Consider the following 15,781-nt stretch of genomic DNA (forward strand, 5'->3'; position numbering starts at 1 on the left):
GGCAGGCAGAACATGGCGGTGAGTTACGACTTAGCGCGGCCCACTTCGCTGGAGCGTGAGGAGGGCGCTGAGGACCGTTGGACGCTGAACTTCGGTCCGCAGCACCCGTGCACGCACACGACCCTGCGGCTTGTGCTCGAGTTGGACGGTGAGCGCATCGTCAACTGCATTCCCGATATCGGGTTCCTGCATAGCGGTTTCGAGAAACTGGGCGAGCACCACGACTACAACCAGTACGTCACCGTCGTCGAGCGGATGAACTACGTCTGCCCGGTCTCGAACGACATCGTCTGGCACATGGCGGCGGAGAAGCTGATGGGCATCGAGCTCACGCCGCGCTGCAAGGCGATTCGCACGATCCTGGCGGAACTGGGGCGGCTGCAGGATCACTTGCTGAACGTCGGCGTGAGCGGGCTGGACTTGGGCGGCTTCACCGCGTTTCTGTACGGGTTCAACGAGCGCGAGATCATCTACGACCTGGTCGAGGCGATCAGCGGCTCGCGGTTCCACCCGAGCTATACGCGCGTTGGCGGGTTGGCGCAGGACGCGCCGCCGGGGTGGACGGACAAGGTGCTCGCGTTCGTGCGGAACACCGTGCCGCCAGCGATTCGCGACGTCGAGACGCTGCTCCTGCGCAACCGCATCTTCATCGAGCGCACGAAGGGCATCGGTGTCATCAGTCACGACGATGCGATCAACTGGTCACTGACCGGGCCGGTGGCGCGGGCGAGCGGCGTGCAGCGCGATTTGCGTAAGGACGAGCCGTACCTGTGTTACGCCGACAACTGGGATGGGCAGGGCGCGCCGGCGGTGGATTTCAAGGTGCCGATTGCGTATGGCGGGGACGTGTACGCGCGGTTTCTCGTGCGGCTGGAAGAGATTCGCCAGGCGTGCCGGATCATCGAGCAGTTGGCGGAGCGGCTGCCGCAAGGACCGATCAATGTCGTCCCGGACGAGCGCGTTGTCCTGCCAGACAAGCGCGAGGTGTATTTCTCGATCGAGGGGCTGATTCATCACTTTGAGAAAGTGATGACGAATCGTGGGCTGACGCCGCCGGTGGGCGAGGCGTATGCGGCGAACGAAACGTCGAACGGCGAGCTGGGTTACTACATCGTGAGCGATGGCGGCCGCTCGCCGTGGCGGGCGCGGACACGACCACCCAGCTTCATCAATTACCAGGTGTTCCCGAAGCTGCTGATCGGGCACCAGATCAGCGATGTGCCGGCGGTGCTGAACAGTCTGAACGTCATCGCGGCGGAATTGGATCGGTGAAGAGAACCACCAAGACACTAAGGCACTGAGAAGACCCAAGTTGGATTCACTCCCTGGTGCCTTTGTGTCTTGGTGGTGAGAAATCAGAAGGCGGAGCGCACGGTTGGCGTGGCGGACGGTTGACAGAACGAAGGTGGCGGCGGATGAGCTTGGGCCCGGGCTGAGCGAGGCCGTGAAGGCGAAGATCCGCGCGTTTTTCCCGCGGTATCCGACGCGGCGGGCCGTGCTGCTGCCGGCGCTGCACATTGCGCAGGATGCATTGGGCTACGTCTCGCTGCGGGCGATGCGCGAGATTGCGGAGCTGCTGGAGCTTTCACCGGCGGCGGTGATGGACGTGGTCAGCTTCTACACGCATTTCTGGACGCACCCGCGGGGCCGCAAGACGATCGTGCTGTGCCGGTCGCTGACGTGCGAGCTGATGGGCGGCAAGGCTGTCCTGGAGGCCCTGCAACAGAAGCTCGGCATCCGCGAACACGAGACGACGCCGGACGGCGAATGGTCGCTGATGACCGAGGAATGCCTGGCGGCGTGCGAGCATGCGCCGTGCATGCAGATCAACGAACGGATGCACAAGTGCGTGCGGGTGGAGGATCTGGACCGGATTCTGGCGGACCCGGAGAACGACAAGCTCCCGATGCCGCGGAGCGCGCTGTACGACGCGCCGAGGGAAGCGTGACGATGGCGTTTGAACCGGTACTCATGCGACATGTCGGCGTGCCGAACAGCACGGCGCTGGCGGTCTACCGTGCCGCGGGCGGGTACGAAGGGGCGGCGCGGGCGCTCCGGATGAAGCCCGACGAGGTCGTCGAGCTGGTGCAGAAGGCCAACCTGCGCGGGCGCGGTGGGGCCGGCTTCCCGGCGGGCATGAAGTGGAGCTTTCTGCCAAAGGACCGGCAGGTGACGTACCTGTGCGTGAATGCGGACGAGTCCGAGCCGCCGACGTTCTGCAACCGGGTACTGATCGACCACGATCCGCACATGCTGCTCGAAGGCATCCTGATCGCCGGCTACGCCACCCGGACGACGGTCGCGTACATCTACATGCGCGGTGAATTCACGGAGCAATTTCACACGCTGCAGCGGGCGCTGGACGAGGCGTACGCGGCCGGGTTCTTCGGCCAGAACATCCTTGGCAGCGGGTATGACCTGGAGTGCTACATCCACCGCGGCGCCGGGGCGTATGTCTGCGGCGAGGAAACCGGCCTGATCGAGAGCCTCGAAGGCAAGCGCGGCTGGCCGCGGATCAAGCCACCGTTTCCGGCGGTCGAAGGGGCGTTCCGCAAGCCGACGGTGGTGAACAACGTCGAGACGCTGGCGTGTCTGCCGCACATTCTGACGCGCGGGCTCGAGTGGTGGCTGGCGCTGGGGACGACGAACTCGAAAGGGCCGAAGATGTACTGCATCAGCGGCCCGGTGAATCGGCCGGGTTGCTACGAGGCGCCGCTGGGTCTGCGCGTCCGCGATCTGATCTATGCCCCGGAGTTCGGCGGCGGGATGCGCGGCGGACGGAAAGTGAAGGCGGTCTTTCCCGGTGGGTTGTCGATGGGAGCCTTGCGGGGCGACGTCTTTCCGAAGCCGCCGACGGACACAGTCGATCCGACACAGGACTACGACGAGCTGGATTGCCGGCTCGATTTTGACGACGTGCGGCGCTATGACCTGATCGGGCTCGGCACGGCGGCGGCGGTTGTGGTGCCGGAGGACGTGGACATCCGCGACGTGCTGGTGAACGTGGCGCGGTTTTACGGGATGGAATCCTGCGGGCAGTGCACGCACTGCCGCGAAGGGACCGCGTGGGCGTACAAGATCGCGCAGCGCATCCGCGCCGACGCCGGCCGCGTGGTGGATTTGGACCTGATCGTGGAAGTGTCGCAGAACATGGGCATGATGCCAGGCATGAGCATCTGCGGCCTGCCCGATGGGGCCGCGTGGCCGCTGCGGACGCTGGTGCAGAAGTTCCGGCGGGAGTTTGAGCAGCGCATCGCGGCGCAGCCGCCGGATGCCGCCATGCGGCGGATTCGGGCGACGAACGCGGCGGCGTATGAGTTGCCGGTTTTGGAAGGCCGGGCGACGCGGCATGAGGGCGGGACGTTCCACACGCCGCTGGATGTGGCGCGCCCGGGAAGTTAGCGGTGTGGGGGGACCGACCTCTGGTCGGTCCGACGACAGGCCGGAGGCCTGTCCCCCAAAAGGCTGAGAGAGATGCCGAAGATCATCATCGATGGCCAGCCGATCGAATGCCGGGCGGGCATTCCCGTCCTGCAAGCCGCGCTCGAAGCGGGCCTGAACATCCCGCACTACTGCTATCACCCGGGGCTGAGCGTGGTTGCGAGCTGCCGGCTGTGCCTGATGGAGATGAAGCTGCCGCACCCGAAGACGCAGGAGCTGGTCTGGGCCCCGAAGCTCTTCCCGTCGTGCCAGACGCCGGTCAGGGACGGCATGGAGGTGCGGTTCAACTCGGAGGCGGTCCGCGAAAACCAGAAGCACGTGATGGAGTACTACCTGCTCAATCACCCGCTGGACTGCCCGGTGTGTGACAAGGCCGGCGAGTGTTACCTGCAGGACTACACGGAGACGGTGGGGCCGGGGTCCTCGCGGATGGTCGAGGACAAGCAGAAGAACCCGAAGAAGGACATCGGCCCGCACACGCTGCTGTACCAGGACCGCTGCGTGCTTTGCACGCGCTGCGTGCGCTTCGTGGACGAGATCGCGGGGGCGCACGAGCTGGCCGTGGTGAATCGCGGCAGTCGCGGCGAGATCGACGTATTTCCGGGGCAGCCGCTGGCGAACCCGTTGCAGGGCAACGTGGTCGACCTGTGCCCGGTGGGGGCGCTGCTCGACAAGGGGTTTCTGTTCAAGCAGCGCGTGTGGCTGCTCAAGTCGACGCCCTCGATCAGCCCCGTTGACAGCCGCGGCCAGACCATCTGGATCGACCACAATGAGCAGGGCATTCACCGCATCCGCCCGCGCTTCAATGAGCGGGTGAACGAGTGGTGGATCAGCGATGAGGCCCGCTTCGGCTGGAAGCACGTCCATCGTCCGGACCGGCTGAATCAGCCGCGGGTCTGCGTTATCAACAGCCTGCGGCCGGAGCCGTGGGAGGCGATGCCGGAAATCCTGCGCACCAGTCTCTCCGAGGCGGCCCGCCAGAACGGGGGGGCGGCGGTTGCAGCGGTGCTCAGCCCGATGATGAGCTGCGAGGAAGCGTGGCTGCTGGCGCAGTTCGTCCGGTCGATCGCGCCGCAGGCGACGTTGGCGCTCGGTTACGTGCCCGTCGTCGGTACCGACCGGACGTTCCCGAAGGGCTTCGTCATCAAGGCGGAGAAATGCCCGAATCGACGAGGCGTCGAGACTATCATCCAGCATTACGGCGGACGGACGTGCGATTTTCACACGCTGCTGGGCCAGGCGGTCGAAGGGCGCTTCAAGGCCGCGTACGTCGTAGGTGGTTACCCGGACGCATGGGTGACGGATGACATCGCGGCGGCGCTCGCCAAGGTGGAATTCCTGATCGTGCACGACCTGTTCCCGACGCCGCTTGACGCCAGCGCCGATGTGCAGATCCCGGCCGCGACGTGGGCCGAGCGCGAGGGGACATTCATGAATTGTGACGGGCTGCTCCAGCCGTTCGCGCGGGCGCTGGTCCCGCTGGAAGGCGTGAAAGCCGATGGGCAGTTCTTCTACGAGCTGGCCGGGCAGAGCGGACTGTTCAACGCGGCGAAGGTGCGGGCGGCCATGGCCCGCGCGCTGCCGCAATTCGGGGAAGCGTTTACGCCGCGCGTGCTGCCGGAGCATGCGCATTGAGCGCCGGATGAAGCGGAAGCCATGATCGACCCGACCGTCCATCGCATCGAGAGCCTGCTGCGGAACCCGGTGGTCTTCATCGGCGGGGCCACGGTGCTGACCGTGCTGCTGGCGGCGGCGCTGGTGGCGGCGTTCCCGCTCTATCGCGACTTGCTGTCCGATCCGTTCTGGTTCCCGATCATCGTCATGGCGGTGATTCTGTTCCTGATCCTGAACAGCACCGCGGTGTGTATCCTGGCCGAGCGGAAGATCGCGAGCTTCACGCAGGACCGGCGCGGGCCGAACCGCGTGGGGTTCTGGGGGTTGCTGCAGCCGATCGCGGACGGGATGAAGTTCTTCTTCAAGGAGGACATTATCCCGCGGTACGTGGACAAGCCGTTGTTTCTGCTGGCGCCGTGCGTCTCGCTGATCGTGTCGCTGATCGGCTTCGCGATCATCCCGTGGGCCGGCGACGTGCGCTGGCCGTGGGCGCCGGACGTGACCGTCTCGACGCAGGTCGCGCGCCTGAATGTGGGCATTCTGTACATCCTGGCGGTCGGTGCGCTGGGCGTGTACGGCGTGGTGCTCGCGGGCTATGCCAGCAACAACAAGTACTCGTTCTACGGCGGCATCCGCGCGGCCGCGCAGATGATCAGCTACGAATTGCCGCTCGGGCTGGGGCTGGTCTGCCTGTTGCTGACGACCGGCAGCCTGCGCCTGGAGGAGATCGTGGCGCAGCAGGCGCAGGGCGGCGTGTGGTACGTGTTCATGCACCCGCTGCCGTTTCTGCTGATTCTGGTCAGTTCGTTCGCCGAGACGAACCGCGCGCCGTTCGACCTGGCGGAGGCGGAGCAGGAGCTGGTCGGCGGCTTCCACACCGAGTACAGCTCGATGAAATTCGCGATGTTCTTCCTCGCCGAGTATGCGCACATCATCACGGGCAGCGCGGTGATGGTGGCGCTGTTCTTCGGCGGCTGGGCGCCGCTGCCGTTCACGGGCTGGCTGGCCGACAGCACCGCGTGGTGGGCCATGCTGATCAAGCTGGGCGCCTATCTCGCGAAGGTCGCGCTCTTCATCGGCGTGTTCATGCTGGTGCGCTGGACCATCCCGCGGTTCCGCTTCGACCAGTTGATGCGGCTGGCGTGGCAGTCCCTGGTGCCGGTCGGCGTGGGACTGGTCGCCGCGCTGGCCCTGCTGGCGGCGCTGGGGCTGCAGCGCAACCTGTGGGCGTGCCTGCTGGTGAACCTCCTGACGCTGGCGGTCATGTTGTGGTCGGCCGCGCGGACGCGCCGCCCCGTGACCGGCCGGCAGGACGACTTGCCGGACATCGACGTGCGTCCGGCGTGATGTGAGTGCCTATGCGTGACGAAGACATCATCGTGCTGCAGGAGCCGAAGCTGACGCCGGCCGAGCGCCTGTACCTGCCGCAGATTCTGGACGGCATGTGCACGACGCTGCGGCACATGTTCATGCTGCGCCGGCGCGGCGCGGTCGTGCACCAGTATCCCGAGGACACGCGCCAGGACCGCGGCACCCTGCGCATCGCAAACTACCGCGGCGTGCACCGGCTCAACAAGGACCCCGATGGTCGCGTGGCGTGCGTGGCGTGCTTCATGTGCAGCACGGCCTGCCCGGCGCAGTGTATCCACATCGAGGCCGGCGAATCGCCGTGGCCAGACCGCGAGAAGTACCCGGTCAAGTTCGAGATCGACGAGTTGCGGTGCATCTATTGCGGGATGTGCGAGGAAGCCTGCCCGGTCGATGCGATCGAGCTGACGCCGCATTATGAATTGGTGGGCCGCACGCGAGCGGAGATGATCTTCGACAAGGAGAAGCTGCTGCAGGTTTACGAGGAGACGAAGGCGTCCAAGCCGCGCAAGAACCCGCCGATCACGGATTACGGCCTGACCGGTGGCCAGAGCAGGGACGTGGCGCAGCCGAACACACATTCGAAGGTGTAGCGCACGGCCGGTGCTGGCCGTGGCCACGCCGATCGGGTAGAAGCAAGGGCTCATGCGGCGTGGGCCGCGAATGACGGCGCGGGTGATGCCGTCAGCGAGTGGAAACCGGAGAGTATGCCGAGCCTGCTGATTCTGTCGCTGGTGCTGGGTGCGATCGGCCTGTTCCTGGTCATGCCGGGCGGGCGGACGGGCCGCGCGCGGGTGGGGCTGGTGACGCTGGCGGCGGCGGGCGGGGCGCTGGCGGCGGGGGCGGTGGGGCTGTGTGCGGGGCAGGACGGGCGCGGCCTCTTTGCGGGCTGCGCGCTGGTGGCGTTGTTCGCGGCGGTTCGGGTGATCACGCACAAGCGGCCGGTCTACAGCGCCTTGTATTTCGTACTGCTGGTCGTGGCGGTGGCGGCGCTGCTGCTGCTGATGGACGCGGAATTCCTGGCGGCGGCGTTGATCATCATCTACGCCGGCGCAATCCTCGTGACGTACATCTTCGTCATCATGCTGGCACAGCAGTCGCGGCCGGCGCCGTACGACGCGAAGGCCCGTGAGCCGTTCTGGGGCTGCTTGGCGGGGTTTGCGCTGCTGGCGCTGCTCGCGGTGCGGCTGTTCAGTGGCACGGCGGCGATGCCGGCGACGGTGCTGGCCGGGACGGTGGAGGGGGTTGGGACGCGACTGCTGACCGAGTACGTAATCGGGATTCAACTGGCCGGGCTGCTCCTGCTGGCGGCGCTGGTGGGGGCGATCGCGATTGCCCGCCGGCGGCCGGCGAATGAAACGTTGCCAGAGGGGGATGAATGATGCTGGTTCCATACCTACTGCTCGGCGCGGTGCTGTTCAGCCTGGGGCTGATCGGCTTCGTGACGCGCCGCAACCTGATCATCATGTTCCTGTGCACGGAAATGATGTTTCAGGGCATCATCGTCAACCTGGTGGCGCTCGGGCGTTATCCGCTGCACGGCCAGCCGACGCTGGACGGTCAGGTCTTCGCGCTGTTCCTGATCGCCGTCGCGGCGGCGGAGGCGGCGCTGGGCCTGGCGCTGGTTGTGCTCTTGTATCGGTATCGTGGGACGCTGGATGCGGGTGCGTGGTCGGCCCTGAAGGACGAGTGAGACACGGTGCTGCTGGCTGAAACACACTGGCTGCCCGCCAAGCTCTACGCGACGCTGCCGTTCTGGCCGTTGCTGGGCGCGATTCTCGCCGGCTTGTTGGTCGCGCTGCGGCAGAGGCCGGAGCGGGCGCACTGGCCGGTCGTGCTGGGGGTGGCGGTGTCCGCGGTGCTGGGCGTGACCCTGTTTCTCGACCTGGGCCAGCACACCCAACCCTCCCTCTCGGGCGGCGAGCCAGGAGTCCGGGCAGCCGCGGCCGCGCCCGCGTTTGTCGTCGCGGAACCGACGCGTGACGCAGTGCCCCGTCCCGGCTTCGCGTACACGCTCTACCACTGGATCAGCCTCGGCGATCGGGAAAGCCTGCAGAGCGGCCATTGGATCAGCGTTAATTTCTACGGCGACGGCCTGACGGGCATCATGCTGCTGTTCGTCACGGTGGTCTCCCTTATCATCGTCATCTACTCGATCGGCTACATGCGCGATCATCATGGGCACCCCGAGCGTGGCTACGAGCGATTCTTTGCGTTTCTTGGCCTGTTCGTGTTCTCGATGATCACGCTGGTGATGGCCGGGAACTTCGTGCTGCTCTACCTCGGCTGGGAGCTCGTTGGCCTGTGCAGCTATTTGCTGATCGGCTTCTACTACGGCAAGCCATCGGCCGCCGCCGCCGCGAAGAAAGCGTTCATCGTCAACCGTATCGGTGACTTCGGTTTCGCGCTGGGCATCTTCGCGCTGTACTGGTTCCTGAAGGGCCATGTGCAATCGGGGGAGAACCCGCTGGATTACGCGGTGGTCTTCAAGTACGCGCGCCACCTGGCTGAGCACCAGGTCGCGGGCATGTCGCAGGCGACGCTGGTTTCGCTGCTGTTGATGTGCGGCGCGGTGGGTAAGAGTGCCCAGTTCCCGCTGTACGTGTGGCTACCCGATGCGATGGAAGGCCCGACGCCGGTGTCGGCCCTGATCCACGCCGCGACGATGGTGACCGCGGGCATCTACATGGTGGCCCGCTGCACGCCGATCTTCGCGCAGTCGGCGGTCGCGCTCGACGTGGTGCTGACGCTGGGGGTGATCGGGGCGGTGCTGACGGCGACGATGGCGCTGGCGCAGCACGACATGAAGCGCATCCTGGCGTACTCAACTATCAGCCAGCTCGCGTTCATGTTCGTCGCGCTGGGCTGTCGTGTGCCGGATTCGGCCGTCTTTCACGTCTTCACGCACGCGTGGTTCAAGGCGCTGCTGTTCCTGGGAGCCGGCAGCGTGATGCACGCGATGGGCGGCGTGATCGACGTGCGCCGGTTCAGCGGCCTGCGGCACGTGTTGCCCCGCACGTACGGGACGATGCTGGTTGGCTGCCTGGCGCTGGCGGGCTTCCCGCTGCTGGCGGGGTTCTGGAGCAAGGACGAGATCGTCCACGCGGCGTTCGAGCGTCACACGGTCGTCGGCGTCATCATGCTGCTGACCGCCGGCCTGACTGCGTATTACACGTTCCGCATGTTCTTCCTGTGCTTCCACGGCAAGCTGCGCCTGCCGGACGAGGCGGGGGCGCATGTGCACGAGTCGCCCGGGGTCATGACGGTACCGCTGATGCTGCTGGCCGTCGGCGCGGTGTGCGCGGGTTATCTCGGCGTGATGCTCGCGCCAGGGTCGGGCGAAGCCTTTCTGGGCGTGTTCCAGCCGCACGGCTTCTTCCACGCGTATCTGGGGCACAGCACAATCGGCCACCCGGAGCACGGCCATGGCGGAATGTGGCTGATGTACTTGTCAGCGGTTGTGGCGCTGGCCGGCATCGGCTTGGCGTGGCTGCGCTTCGGCTCCGCGCCGCAGACCGAACCCGACCAGCAGTTGCTCGGGCGGGTGTGGAACCTGTGGAACGCGAAGTACTACGTGGATGAGATTTATGACGCCGTGTTCGTGCGGCCGCTCCGCAACCTGGGGCGGTTGTTCTTCGGCACGGACAACTACGGGGTGGACGGCATAGTGTGGTTCGTGGCGGCGGTGCCGCGCGGGCTGGCGTTCGGGCTGCATTTCATACAGCGCGGCATGCTGCAGACGTACGCGGTCGGCATGGCCCTCGGTGTGGTCGTGCTGCTGCTGATATGGACTTGGGTGAGCTGACATCGTGTATGACGGTGATGTGTTGTGCAGGATGGTACGGGCGTCCCGCCCGTCGGCAGAACTGGCCGGAGCCCCGTACCACTCATCCGGGCGGAGAATGACGTAACGCGCATGGCGGCTTTGGGACTCAACCTGCTGATCTTCCTCCCGCTGCTGGCGGCGGTCGCCGTGTGGGCGCTGCCGGAGCGGCGCGCGGGGGTCGCGCCGAAGCTGTCCCTGGCGGTCGGGTTTGTGACGCTGCTGATCGCGGCGGGGCTGTTCGTGGAGATGCCGGCGGCGCTGCGCGGCGCGGACGGCGGGCGGGCACTGATCGGCGAAACGAAGGCCGAATGGATTGCGGTGGGCACGCGCAGCGACGCCGGCGGCGACCTGCTCAGCGGCGTGCTGTTGCGCTATCACATCGGCCTGGACGCCATCAGCATGCCGCTGGTCGCACTGACCGGCCTGCTGGTGCCGCTATCCATCTGGTGCAGCTTCGCGGCGATTCGTACGCGGGTGCGCGAGTACTACGCGTGGCTGCTGGCGCTGACCGCCGGCATGTTCGGCGTGTTCGCCGCCCGCGACGTGCTGCTGTTTTACGTGTTCTTCGAGTTCACGCTGGTGCCGCTGTATTTCCTGATCGGCATTTGGGGCGGACCGCAGCGGCGGTACGCGGCCAACAAGTTCTTCCTGTTCACGTTCGTCGGTAGCGTGTTGACGTTCGCGGGCATCATGTATCTCGCGCTGCGGGCGGCGCAGATCGCGCACAGCGACGTGCTGGATTTTGATCTCATGCGGCTTTCGTCGCTGGCCCTGGGGCAACTCAGCGCGACGGAACAGTCGCTGCTGTTCATCGCCTTCTTCTGCGGCTTCGCGATCAAGGTCCCGCTGTTCCCGCTGCACACGTGGCTGCCGCTGGCGCACACCGAGGCGCCGACCGCCGGCAGCGTGCTGCTGGCCGGCGTTCTGCTGAAGCTCGGCACGTACGGCTTTTTGCGCTTCAGCCTGCCGATGGTGCCACAGGGGGCGCTGGCGTGGGCGCAGGTCATGGGTGGCCTGGCGATCGCCGGCATCATCTACGGGGCGCTGTGCTGCTGGGTGCAGCGCGACGTGAAGAAGCTGGTCGCGTATTCGTCCGTGTCACACCTGGGCTTCTGCATGCTCGGCATGTTCAGCCTGCTGCCCGTGGGCCTGAGCGGCTCGGTGCTCTACATGGTCAATCACGGCCTCAGCACCGGGGCGCTGTTCCTTGTCGTCGGCATGATCTATGAGCGTTACCACACGCGCGACCTCGACCAGATCGGCGGCCTCGCCCGGCAGATGCCGGTGATGGCGTTCTTCTTCGTGCTCTTCGTTCTATCCAGCATCGGCCTCCCGGGCCTCAACGGCTTCGTCAGTGAATTCACCGTCCTGTTCGCGGCGTTCAACTCGGATGTGCTCGGCCGCTGGTACGGCGTGCTGGGCGCGACCGGCATACTGCTTGGCGCGATCTACATGCTGTACGCGACGGGCAAGGTGCTGTTCGGCCCGGTTGTCGAGCCGGCCGGCACGCCCGATCTGTCCGCGGGTTTGAAGAGGGATCTGACTGGTCGCGAGATCGCCATCCTGTCGCCGATTGCCGCGCTCGTGATTGTGCTCGGCGTGGCGCCGCGCGTCGTTACGGACACGCTCGACCCGGCGCTACAGGTGCAGATCCTGGACCGGGTGCAAGAGGCCAAGATCGCCAGCGCGCCGGAGTCGGCCGCACCGTCGGTTGCGGAGCTGGTGTTCGTCGGGCCTGAGCCGGAAGGAGGGCGGCCATGATCGCCGGACCGCCCATTCCGCTCGCAGCGCTCGGGCCGGAAATCCTGCTGCTCGTCGGCGGCTGCATCGTGTTACTGCTCGGGCAGTCCACGCGCGACGCGCGCCGGCGCCTGGCGCCCTGGTGCACGCTGTCGGTTTTGGTGCTCGGGCTGGTGCTGGTGCTGGGGCTGCCGCGCTGGACGGCCGACGCGGTGGGCAACGGTCTCGCCTACGGCTCGCTGGCCATGTTTGTGCGGCTGAGCGCCCTCGAACTGGGCATCCTGCTGACGCTGGTGAACTGGACCGGAGCGCGCGAAGCCGAGCGGGGTGAATTCCTCGCGCTGATGCTTTTCTCGCTCACCGGCCTGCTGCTCGTGGGGCCGGCCGACAACCTGCTCATGCTCTTCTTGGCGCTGGAGTTGGTCAGCGTGCCGACCTACATCATGGTTGTGCTCAGCCGCACCCGCGCAGGTGCCCTGGAGGCCGGCACGAAGTACTTCTACCTGGGGGCGGTCTCCGCCGCACTCATGGCCTACGGCTTCAGCTTCCTGTACGGCGTCTCGGGCACGGCGTCACTCAGCGGGACGCTGAACGCGGTCGCCGACGCGCTACGGCAGCCCGGTACGCTCGCTGGTGGATTGGCCACGGTGGGCGTCGTCCTCGCGCTGGGTGGGCTGCTTTTCAAGATCGCCGCCGTCCCGATGCACTTCTACATCGCCGACGTGTACCAGGGGGCGGCCAGTCCGGTCGCCGGACTGCTCGGGTTTGTGCCGAAGCTGGCGGGTCTGGTGGCGATCATCAAGATTCTGGCGCTGACCGGCGAATGGAGCACAAGCGGTACGCCAGTGTTCTGGCTGCTGTGGATCGTGGCGGCGGTGAGCATGACGGTGGGCAACGTGCTGGCGCTGCGGCAGACGAACATCAAGCGGTTGCTCGGCTACTCGGGCATCGCACACGCGGGGTACATGCTGGTGGGTGTGCTCGCTGGACCGCTGGCGGGCGACACGGGCTACGGCACCATGGGCGACGGGACCGCGGCGGCGCTGTACTACGTCGTCGTGTATGGGGTCGCCAACCTGGGAGCCTTCGCCGTGCTCGCGGTGCTGCGGGTGCGTGGGGCCGCCTGCGAAACGCTGCGCGACGTGGCCGGCGTGGTCCGCCGTCATCCGGGGTTGGCGCTGCTCCTGGTGCTGGCGCTGTTCACGCTGATGGGCCTGCCGCCGACCCCGGGTTTCTGGGGCAAGTTGAGTCTGTTCGGCAGTGCCTTGGCTGCGGCGCGCGCGACCGGCATTCCGGGGCACGATGCGTGGCTGATCGCGCTGGTGGTCATTGCCGTGCTGAATTCCGCGCTGGCGGCAGCGTACTACCTGCGCGTGATCGCCGCGGTGCTGCTGTATGAGAACGAGCAACCGGCGCATGCCGTGTCGGGCGAAGCGCAGCACATCGGCGCGCTGCTCTGCGGCTTCCTCCTGCTGATCTTCGCGCTGTACCCCAGCGGGTTGCTGTCAGCCGGGTTGAATGCGACGCGCGAACTCACGCACGCGGTCGCGGCGTCGCCGGCGACGAGCGCGGACGCGTGGGACGCCACACTCGCCGCCCCGCTGATGGACGCGTCGACGGCGCTCGCAGAGCGTCAGAAGAAGTAAGCGGACATTGGCTCCAGCCGCTCGGGCTTGCCCCAGAGCATTCGGCCGGCTTCGTCGCGATAGGTAGGGCCGCGGTCCTGGAAGCGCCGGACGTCGCGCCGCTGCCACTCCACGAACCACTGTGCGTTGCGCCGCAGGCGCGTGGTGCTGCGCTCGAGACTCATCGGCACGTCCGCCGCCGCCGTTGCCACCTTCTCCGGACGCCGCGCCTCGCTCTGACCAAACGCCTGCGCCGTGCCGGCCACGCGGTCGCGGCGCATTTGGATGCGGCGTTCCACGGCGGGTGATGGCCGGCAGCCGAATTGCAGCGCGAGACTCAGCAGCAGTGCGCTGGCGCAGAGTATCGGGCCGAGTCGCCGCGTTTGTAGTCGGTGTGCGGTGAGCAGCGTTATCGGAACCGGGTTGGGTCGTGCAATGGTCATCGTCGCTCGTATCATACGTTCCGCACCGCGGTAAGTTGCGGCGCGCCCACATTATGCAGCGTGCGCGGTTGCATTGCTAGAAAGCGGGGCCTACAATGTTTTGCGACTGCCGGGACAAATCACGGCGGTCGAACGTGGCCACAATATTCGAGTGTCAGTGAGGAGGAGTCGCCCTGTCGCGGATGGTTGCGCGCCATCCGCGCAGGGCATCCTTGCTTTCTCCGGAGGAGGAAGCGGGGGACCAGGGTTGGACGAGCGGGCCTGCCCGGGCCGCCTGTTCAGCCCTACTTTTTGCGCGCCCGCAGGGCGGTCTACATGTTACGGGAGCAGCGCTAGGATCTGGTCTACGGTCCGCGTCGTGGCCCCACGCCGGCTGAGGATCGCCGCCCGGCCCGCCGTCCCCATCTGCTTGCGCCGGTCCGGATGCCGGAGTAGATCGGACACCGCCGGTGCCAGACCGTCCGGCCCGCTCAGTCGGCGGCAAGCCCCTTCGGAGATGAGCAGGTTCACGGCTTCGGCGAAATTGCCGGTATGCGGCCCAACCAGGATCGCCCGGGCCAGGCCCGCCGCCTCCATCACATCGGACCCGCCCATCGGCACGAGGCTGCGGCCGACGAATACGAGGGTGGCCAGCGCGTAGAACTTCCGCAATTCGCCCATGGTGTCGCCGAGGAACACCGGGCGCGGCTCGGTGACGCCGGCGGGCAGCAGGGGCGCGCCGGTGCTGCGGCGCAGGCAGGCATAGCCGCGCTGCACGATGAGCTGCGCGACTTCGTCGAACCGCTCGGGCTTGCGCGGAATGATCGCCAGTTGCAGGTCGGGGAACTGGGCGTTGAGCTTGGCGTAGGCCTCAAGAATCATGGCCTCTTCGCCGGGGCCGGTGCTACCGCACACCCACAACGGCCGCGTGACGATGATCCCCATGGCCTGGGCCAGCTCGTCCTGGCCGTCGATGTGATCGCTGACATCGGCGGCGTCGTACTTCACCGAGCCGGTGATCTCGACGCGTTCCGGCTCGACGCCCAGCTCGACGAATCGCGCGCGGTACGTGCCGTCCTGAACGCCGACCCAGCGCAGCTTGCGGAACATCCGGCGGGCCAGCCAGCGGACCGCGGGATGATTGAAGCGCCGGACGCTGCGTTCGGCCGTGATGCGGCCGTTGGCGATGATCACGGGGATGTCGCGGGCCGTGGCGAGCTCGATCAGGTTGGGCCAGACCTCCAGCTCCATGAGGACGATGACCGACGGGCGGACGCGCGTGAGCGTCTGGCGGACGGCCCAGGAGAAATCGAGCGGGTAGCGAAAGGTCACCAGGTTGGGGTACAGCGCCCGCGCGCGGTCGCGGCCGGTCTGCGTGGTGCTGCTGATGACGACCACCGTGTCGGGCGAGCGCTGGTGCAGCTCGGCGACGATCGTGCGGGTCGCGTTGACCTCGCCCAGCGAGACCGCGTGGATCCACACGCAGTATGCCGAGACGGGTCGCGCGGGCACCCGGCCGAAGTACTCGCGCAGCGGGACGGATCCCGGTCCGCGCGTCAGCCGGCGATACAGCAGGTACGGGCCGCCGAGCACCAGCGCCAGCAGACCGTACAGCAGATCGAGTAGCAGTGGCATCAACTCTGTCACCCCGGAATCGTCAACTCGGGCTCCTCTGTGCCGGGCGACGGAGGCGGCGCCCGGCGCTGCGGGCCGCTTTCCCCGGCGGCGGCGCGGCCGTAGAATCC

Annotated in this window: 13 protein-coding genes; 11 read left to right on the forward strand and 2 right to left on the reverse strand. The window is 66.9% G+C overall.

The window, feature by feature from the left end; genetic code table 11:
• The first annotated feature begins 12 nt into the window (after positions 1-12).
• From KA383_17140 to KA383_17190, 11 genes are all read left to right on the forward strand, one after another.
• Positions 13-1,272, forward strand: a complete 1,260-nt coding sequence (locus tag KA383_17140) for an NADH-quinone oxidoreductase subunit D (GenBank protein ID MBP7747845.1) — start codon at positions 13-15, stop codon at positions 1,270-1,272.
• A 172-nt stretch (positions 1,273-1,444) separates the two neighbouring features.
• A complete protein-coding gene (locus tag KA383_17145) occupies positions 1,445-1,948 on the forward strand; it encodes an NAD(P)H-dependent oxidoreductase subunit E (protein MBP7747846.1) in 504 nt (167 codons plus the stop codon).
• A gap of 2 nt (positions 1,949-1,950) precedes the next feature.
• Entirely contained in the window at positions 1,951-3,402 is a 1,452-nt protein-coding gene (nuoF, locus tag KA383_17150) for an NADH-quinone oxidoreductase subunit NuoF (protein ID MBP7747847.1), read from the forward strand.
• Positions 3,403-3,474: 72 nt separating this feature from the next.
• Positions 3,475-5,076 carry a (2Fe-2S)-binding protein gene (locus KA383_17155; GenBank protein ID MBP7747848.1) on the forward strand — a complete coding sequence of 534 codons (1,602 nt, stop codon included), beginning with the start codon at positions 3,475-3,477 and terminating at the stop codon, positions 5,074-5,076.
• A 21-nt stretch (positions 5,077-5,097) separates the two neighbouring features.
• Positions 5,098-6,402 (forward strand): NADH-quinone oxidoreductase subunit NuoH, encoded by a 1,305-nt coding sequence (gene nuoH / locus KA383_17160; GenBank protein ID MBP7747849.1) that lies wholly within the window; start codon positions 5,098-5,100, stop codon positions 6,400-6,402.
• Positions 6,403-6,413: 11 nt separating this feature from the next.
• Positions 6,414-7,016 carry an NADH-quinone oxidoreductase subunit I gene (locus KA383_17165; GenBank protein MBP7747850.1) on the forward strand — a complete coding sequence of 201 codons (603 nt, stop codon included), beginning with the start codon at positions 6,414-6,416 and terminating at the stop codon, positions 7,014-7,016.
• 114 nt (positions 7,017-7,130) lie between these two features.
• Complete coding sequence (locus KA383_17170) at positions 7,131-7,805, forward strand: NADH-quinone oxidoreductase subunit J (protein MBP7747851.1); 675 nt, start codon at positions 7,131-7,133, stop codon at positions 7,803-7,805.
• The gene (gene nuoK, locus KA383_17175) at positions 7,802-8,116 is read left to right on the forward strand and encodes an NADH-quinone oxidoreductase subunit NuoK (GenBank protein MBP7747852.1); all 315 of its coding nucleotides are present in this window, start codon (positions 7,802-7,804) and stop codon (positions 8,114-8,116) included. The genes KA383_17170 and nuoK overlap by 4 nt, the downstream gene beginning before the upstream one ends.
• A 30-nt stretch (positions 8,117-8,146) precedes the next feature.
• Complete coding sequence (gene nuoL, locus KA383_17180; GenBank protein MBP7747853.1) at positions 8,147-10,228, forward strand: NADH-quinone oxidoreductase subunit L; 2,082 nt, start codon at positions 8,147-8,149, stop codon at positions 10,226-10,228.
• 111 nt (positions 10,229-10,339) lie between these two features.
• Positions 10,340-12,010 (forward strand): NADH-quinone oxidoreductase subunit M, encoded by a 1,671-nt coding sequence (locus KA383_17185; GenBank protein ID MBP7747854.1) that lies wholly within the window; start codon positions 10,340-10,342, stop codon positions 12,008-12,010.
• Positions 12,007-13,635 (forward strand): NADH-quinone oxidoreductase subunit N, encoded by a 1,629-nt coding sequence (locus KA383_17190; GenBank protein MBP7747855.1) that lies wholly within the window; start codon positions 12,007-12,009, stop codon positions 13,633-13,635. Before KA383_17185 ends, KA383_17190 begins: the two co-directional genes overlap by 4 nt.
• Here the strand turns inward: KA383_17190 and KA383_17195 are convergent.
• On the reverse strand, positions 13,623-14,057 hold the full coding sequence (locus KA383_17195; protein ID MBP7747856.1) for a hypothetical protein: 435 nt from the start codon (positions 14,055-14,057) through the stop codon (positions 13,623-13,625). The genes KA383_17190 and KA383_17195 overlap by 13 nt on opposite strands.
• Positions 14,058-14,375: 318 nt before the next feature.
• Positions 14,376-15,671, reverse strand: coding sequence for a 3-deoxy-D-manno-octulosonic acid transferase (locus KA383_17200; GenBank protein MBP7747857.1), 1,296 nt, complete (start codon positions 15,669-15,671; stop codon positions 14,376-14,378).
• Positions 15,672-15,781: the final 110 nt, after the last annotated feature.

This window comes from Phycisphaerae bacterium, from assembly GCA_017999985.1.
In the GTDB taxonomy this organism is placed as follows: Bacteria; Planctomycetota; Phycisphaerae; order UBA1845; family Fen-1342; genus JAGNKU01.

What these genes read in the sequence shown, in the direction of transcription:
- KA383_17195 (MBP7747856.1), bottom strand. Translation starts at nt 14,057, where the DNA reads ATGACCATTGCACGACCCAACCCGGTTCCGATAACGCTGCTCACCGCA.
- KA383_17200 (MBP7747857.1), bottom strand. Translation starts at nt 15,671, where the DNA reads ATGCCACTGCTACTCGATCTGCTGTACGGTCTGCTGGCGCTGGTGCTC.
- KA383_17190 (MBP7747855.1), top strand. Translation starts at nt 12,007, where the DNA reads ATGATCGCCGGACCGCCCATTCCGCTCGCAGCGCTCGGGCCGGAAATC.
- nuoF (MBP7747847.1), top strand. Translation starts at nt 1,951, where the DNA reads ATGGCGTTTGAACCGGTACTCATGCGACATGTCGGCGTGCCGAACAGC.
- KA383_17155 (MBP7747848.1), top strand. Translation starts at nt 3,475, where the DNA reads ATGCCGAAGATCATCATCGATGGCCAGCCGATCGAATGCCGGGCGGGC.
- nuoK (MBP7747852.1), top strand. Translation starts at nt 7,802, where the DNA reads ATGATGCTGGTTCCATACCTACTGCTCGGCGCGGTGCTGTTCAGCCTG.
- KA383_17170 (MBP7747851.1), top strand. Translation starts at nt 7,131, where the DNA reads ATGCCGAGCCTGCTGATTCTGTCGCTGGTGCTGGGTGCGATCGGCCTG.
- KA383_17140 (MBP7747845.1), top strand. Translation starts at nt 13, where the DNA reads ATGGCGGTGAGTTACGACTTAGCGCGGCCCACTTCGCTGGAGCGTGAG.
- KA383_17165 (MBP7747850.1), top strand. Translation starts at nt 6,414, where the DNA reads ATGCGTGACGAAGACATCATCGTGCTGCAGGAGCCGAAGCTGACGCCG.
- KA383_17185 (MBP7747854.1), top strand. Translation starts at nt 10,340, where the DNA reads ATGGCGGCTTTGGGACTCAACCTGCTGATCTTCCTCCCGCTGCTGGCG.
- nuoH (MBP7747849.1), top strand. Translation starts at nt 5,098, where the DNA reads ATGATCGACCCGACCGTCCATCGCATCGAGAGCCTGCTGCGGAACCCG.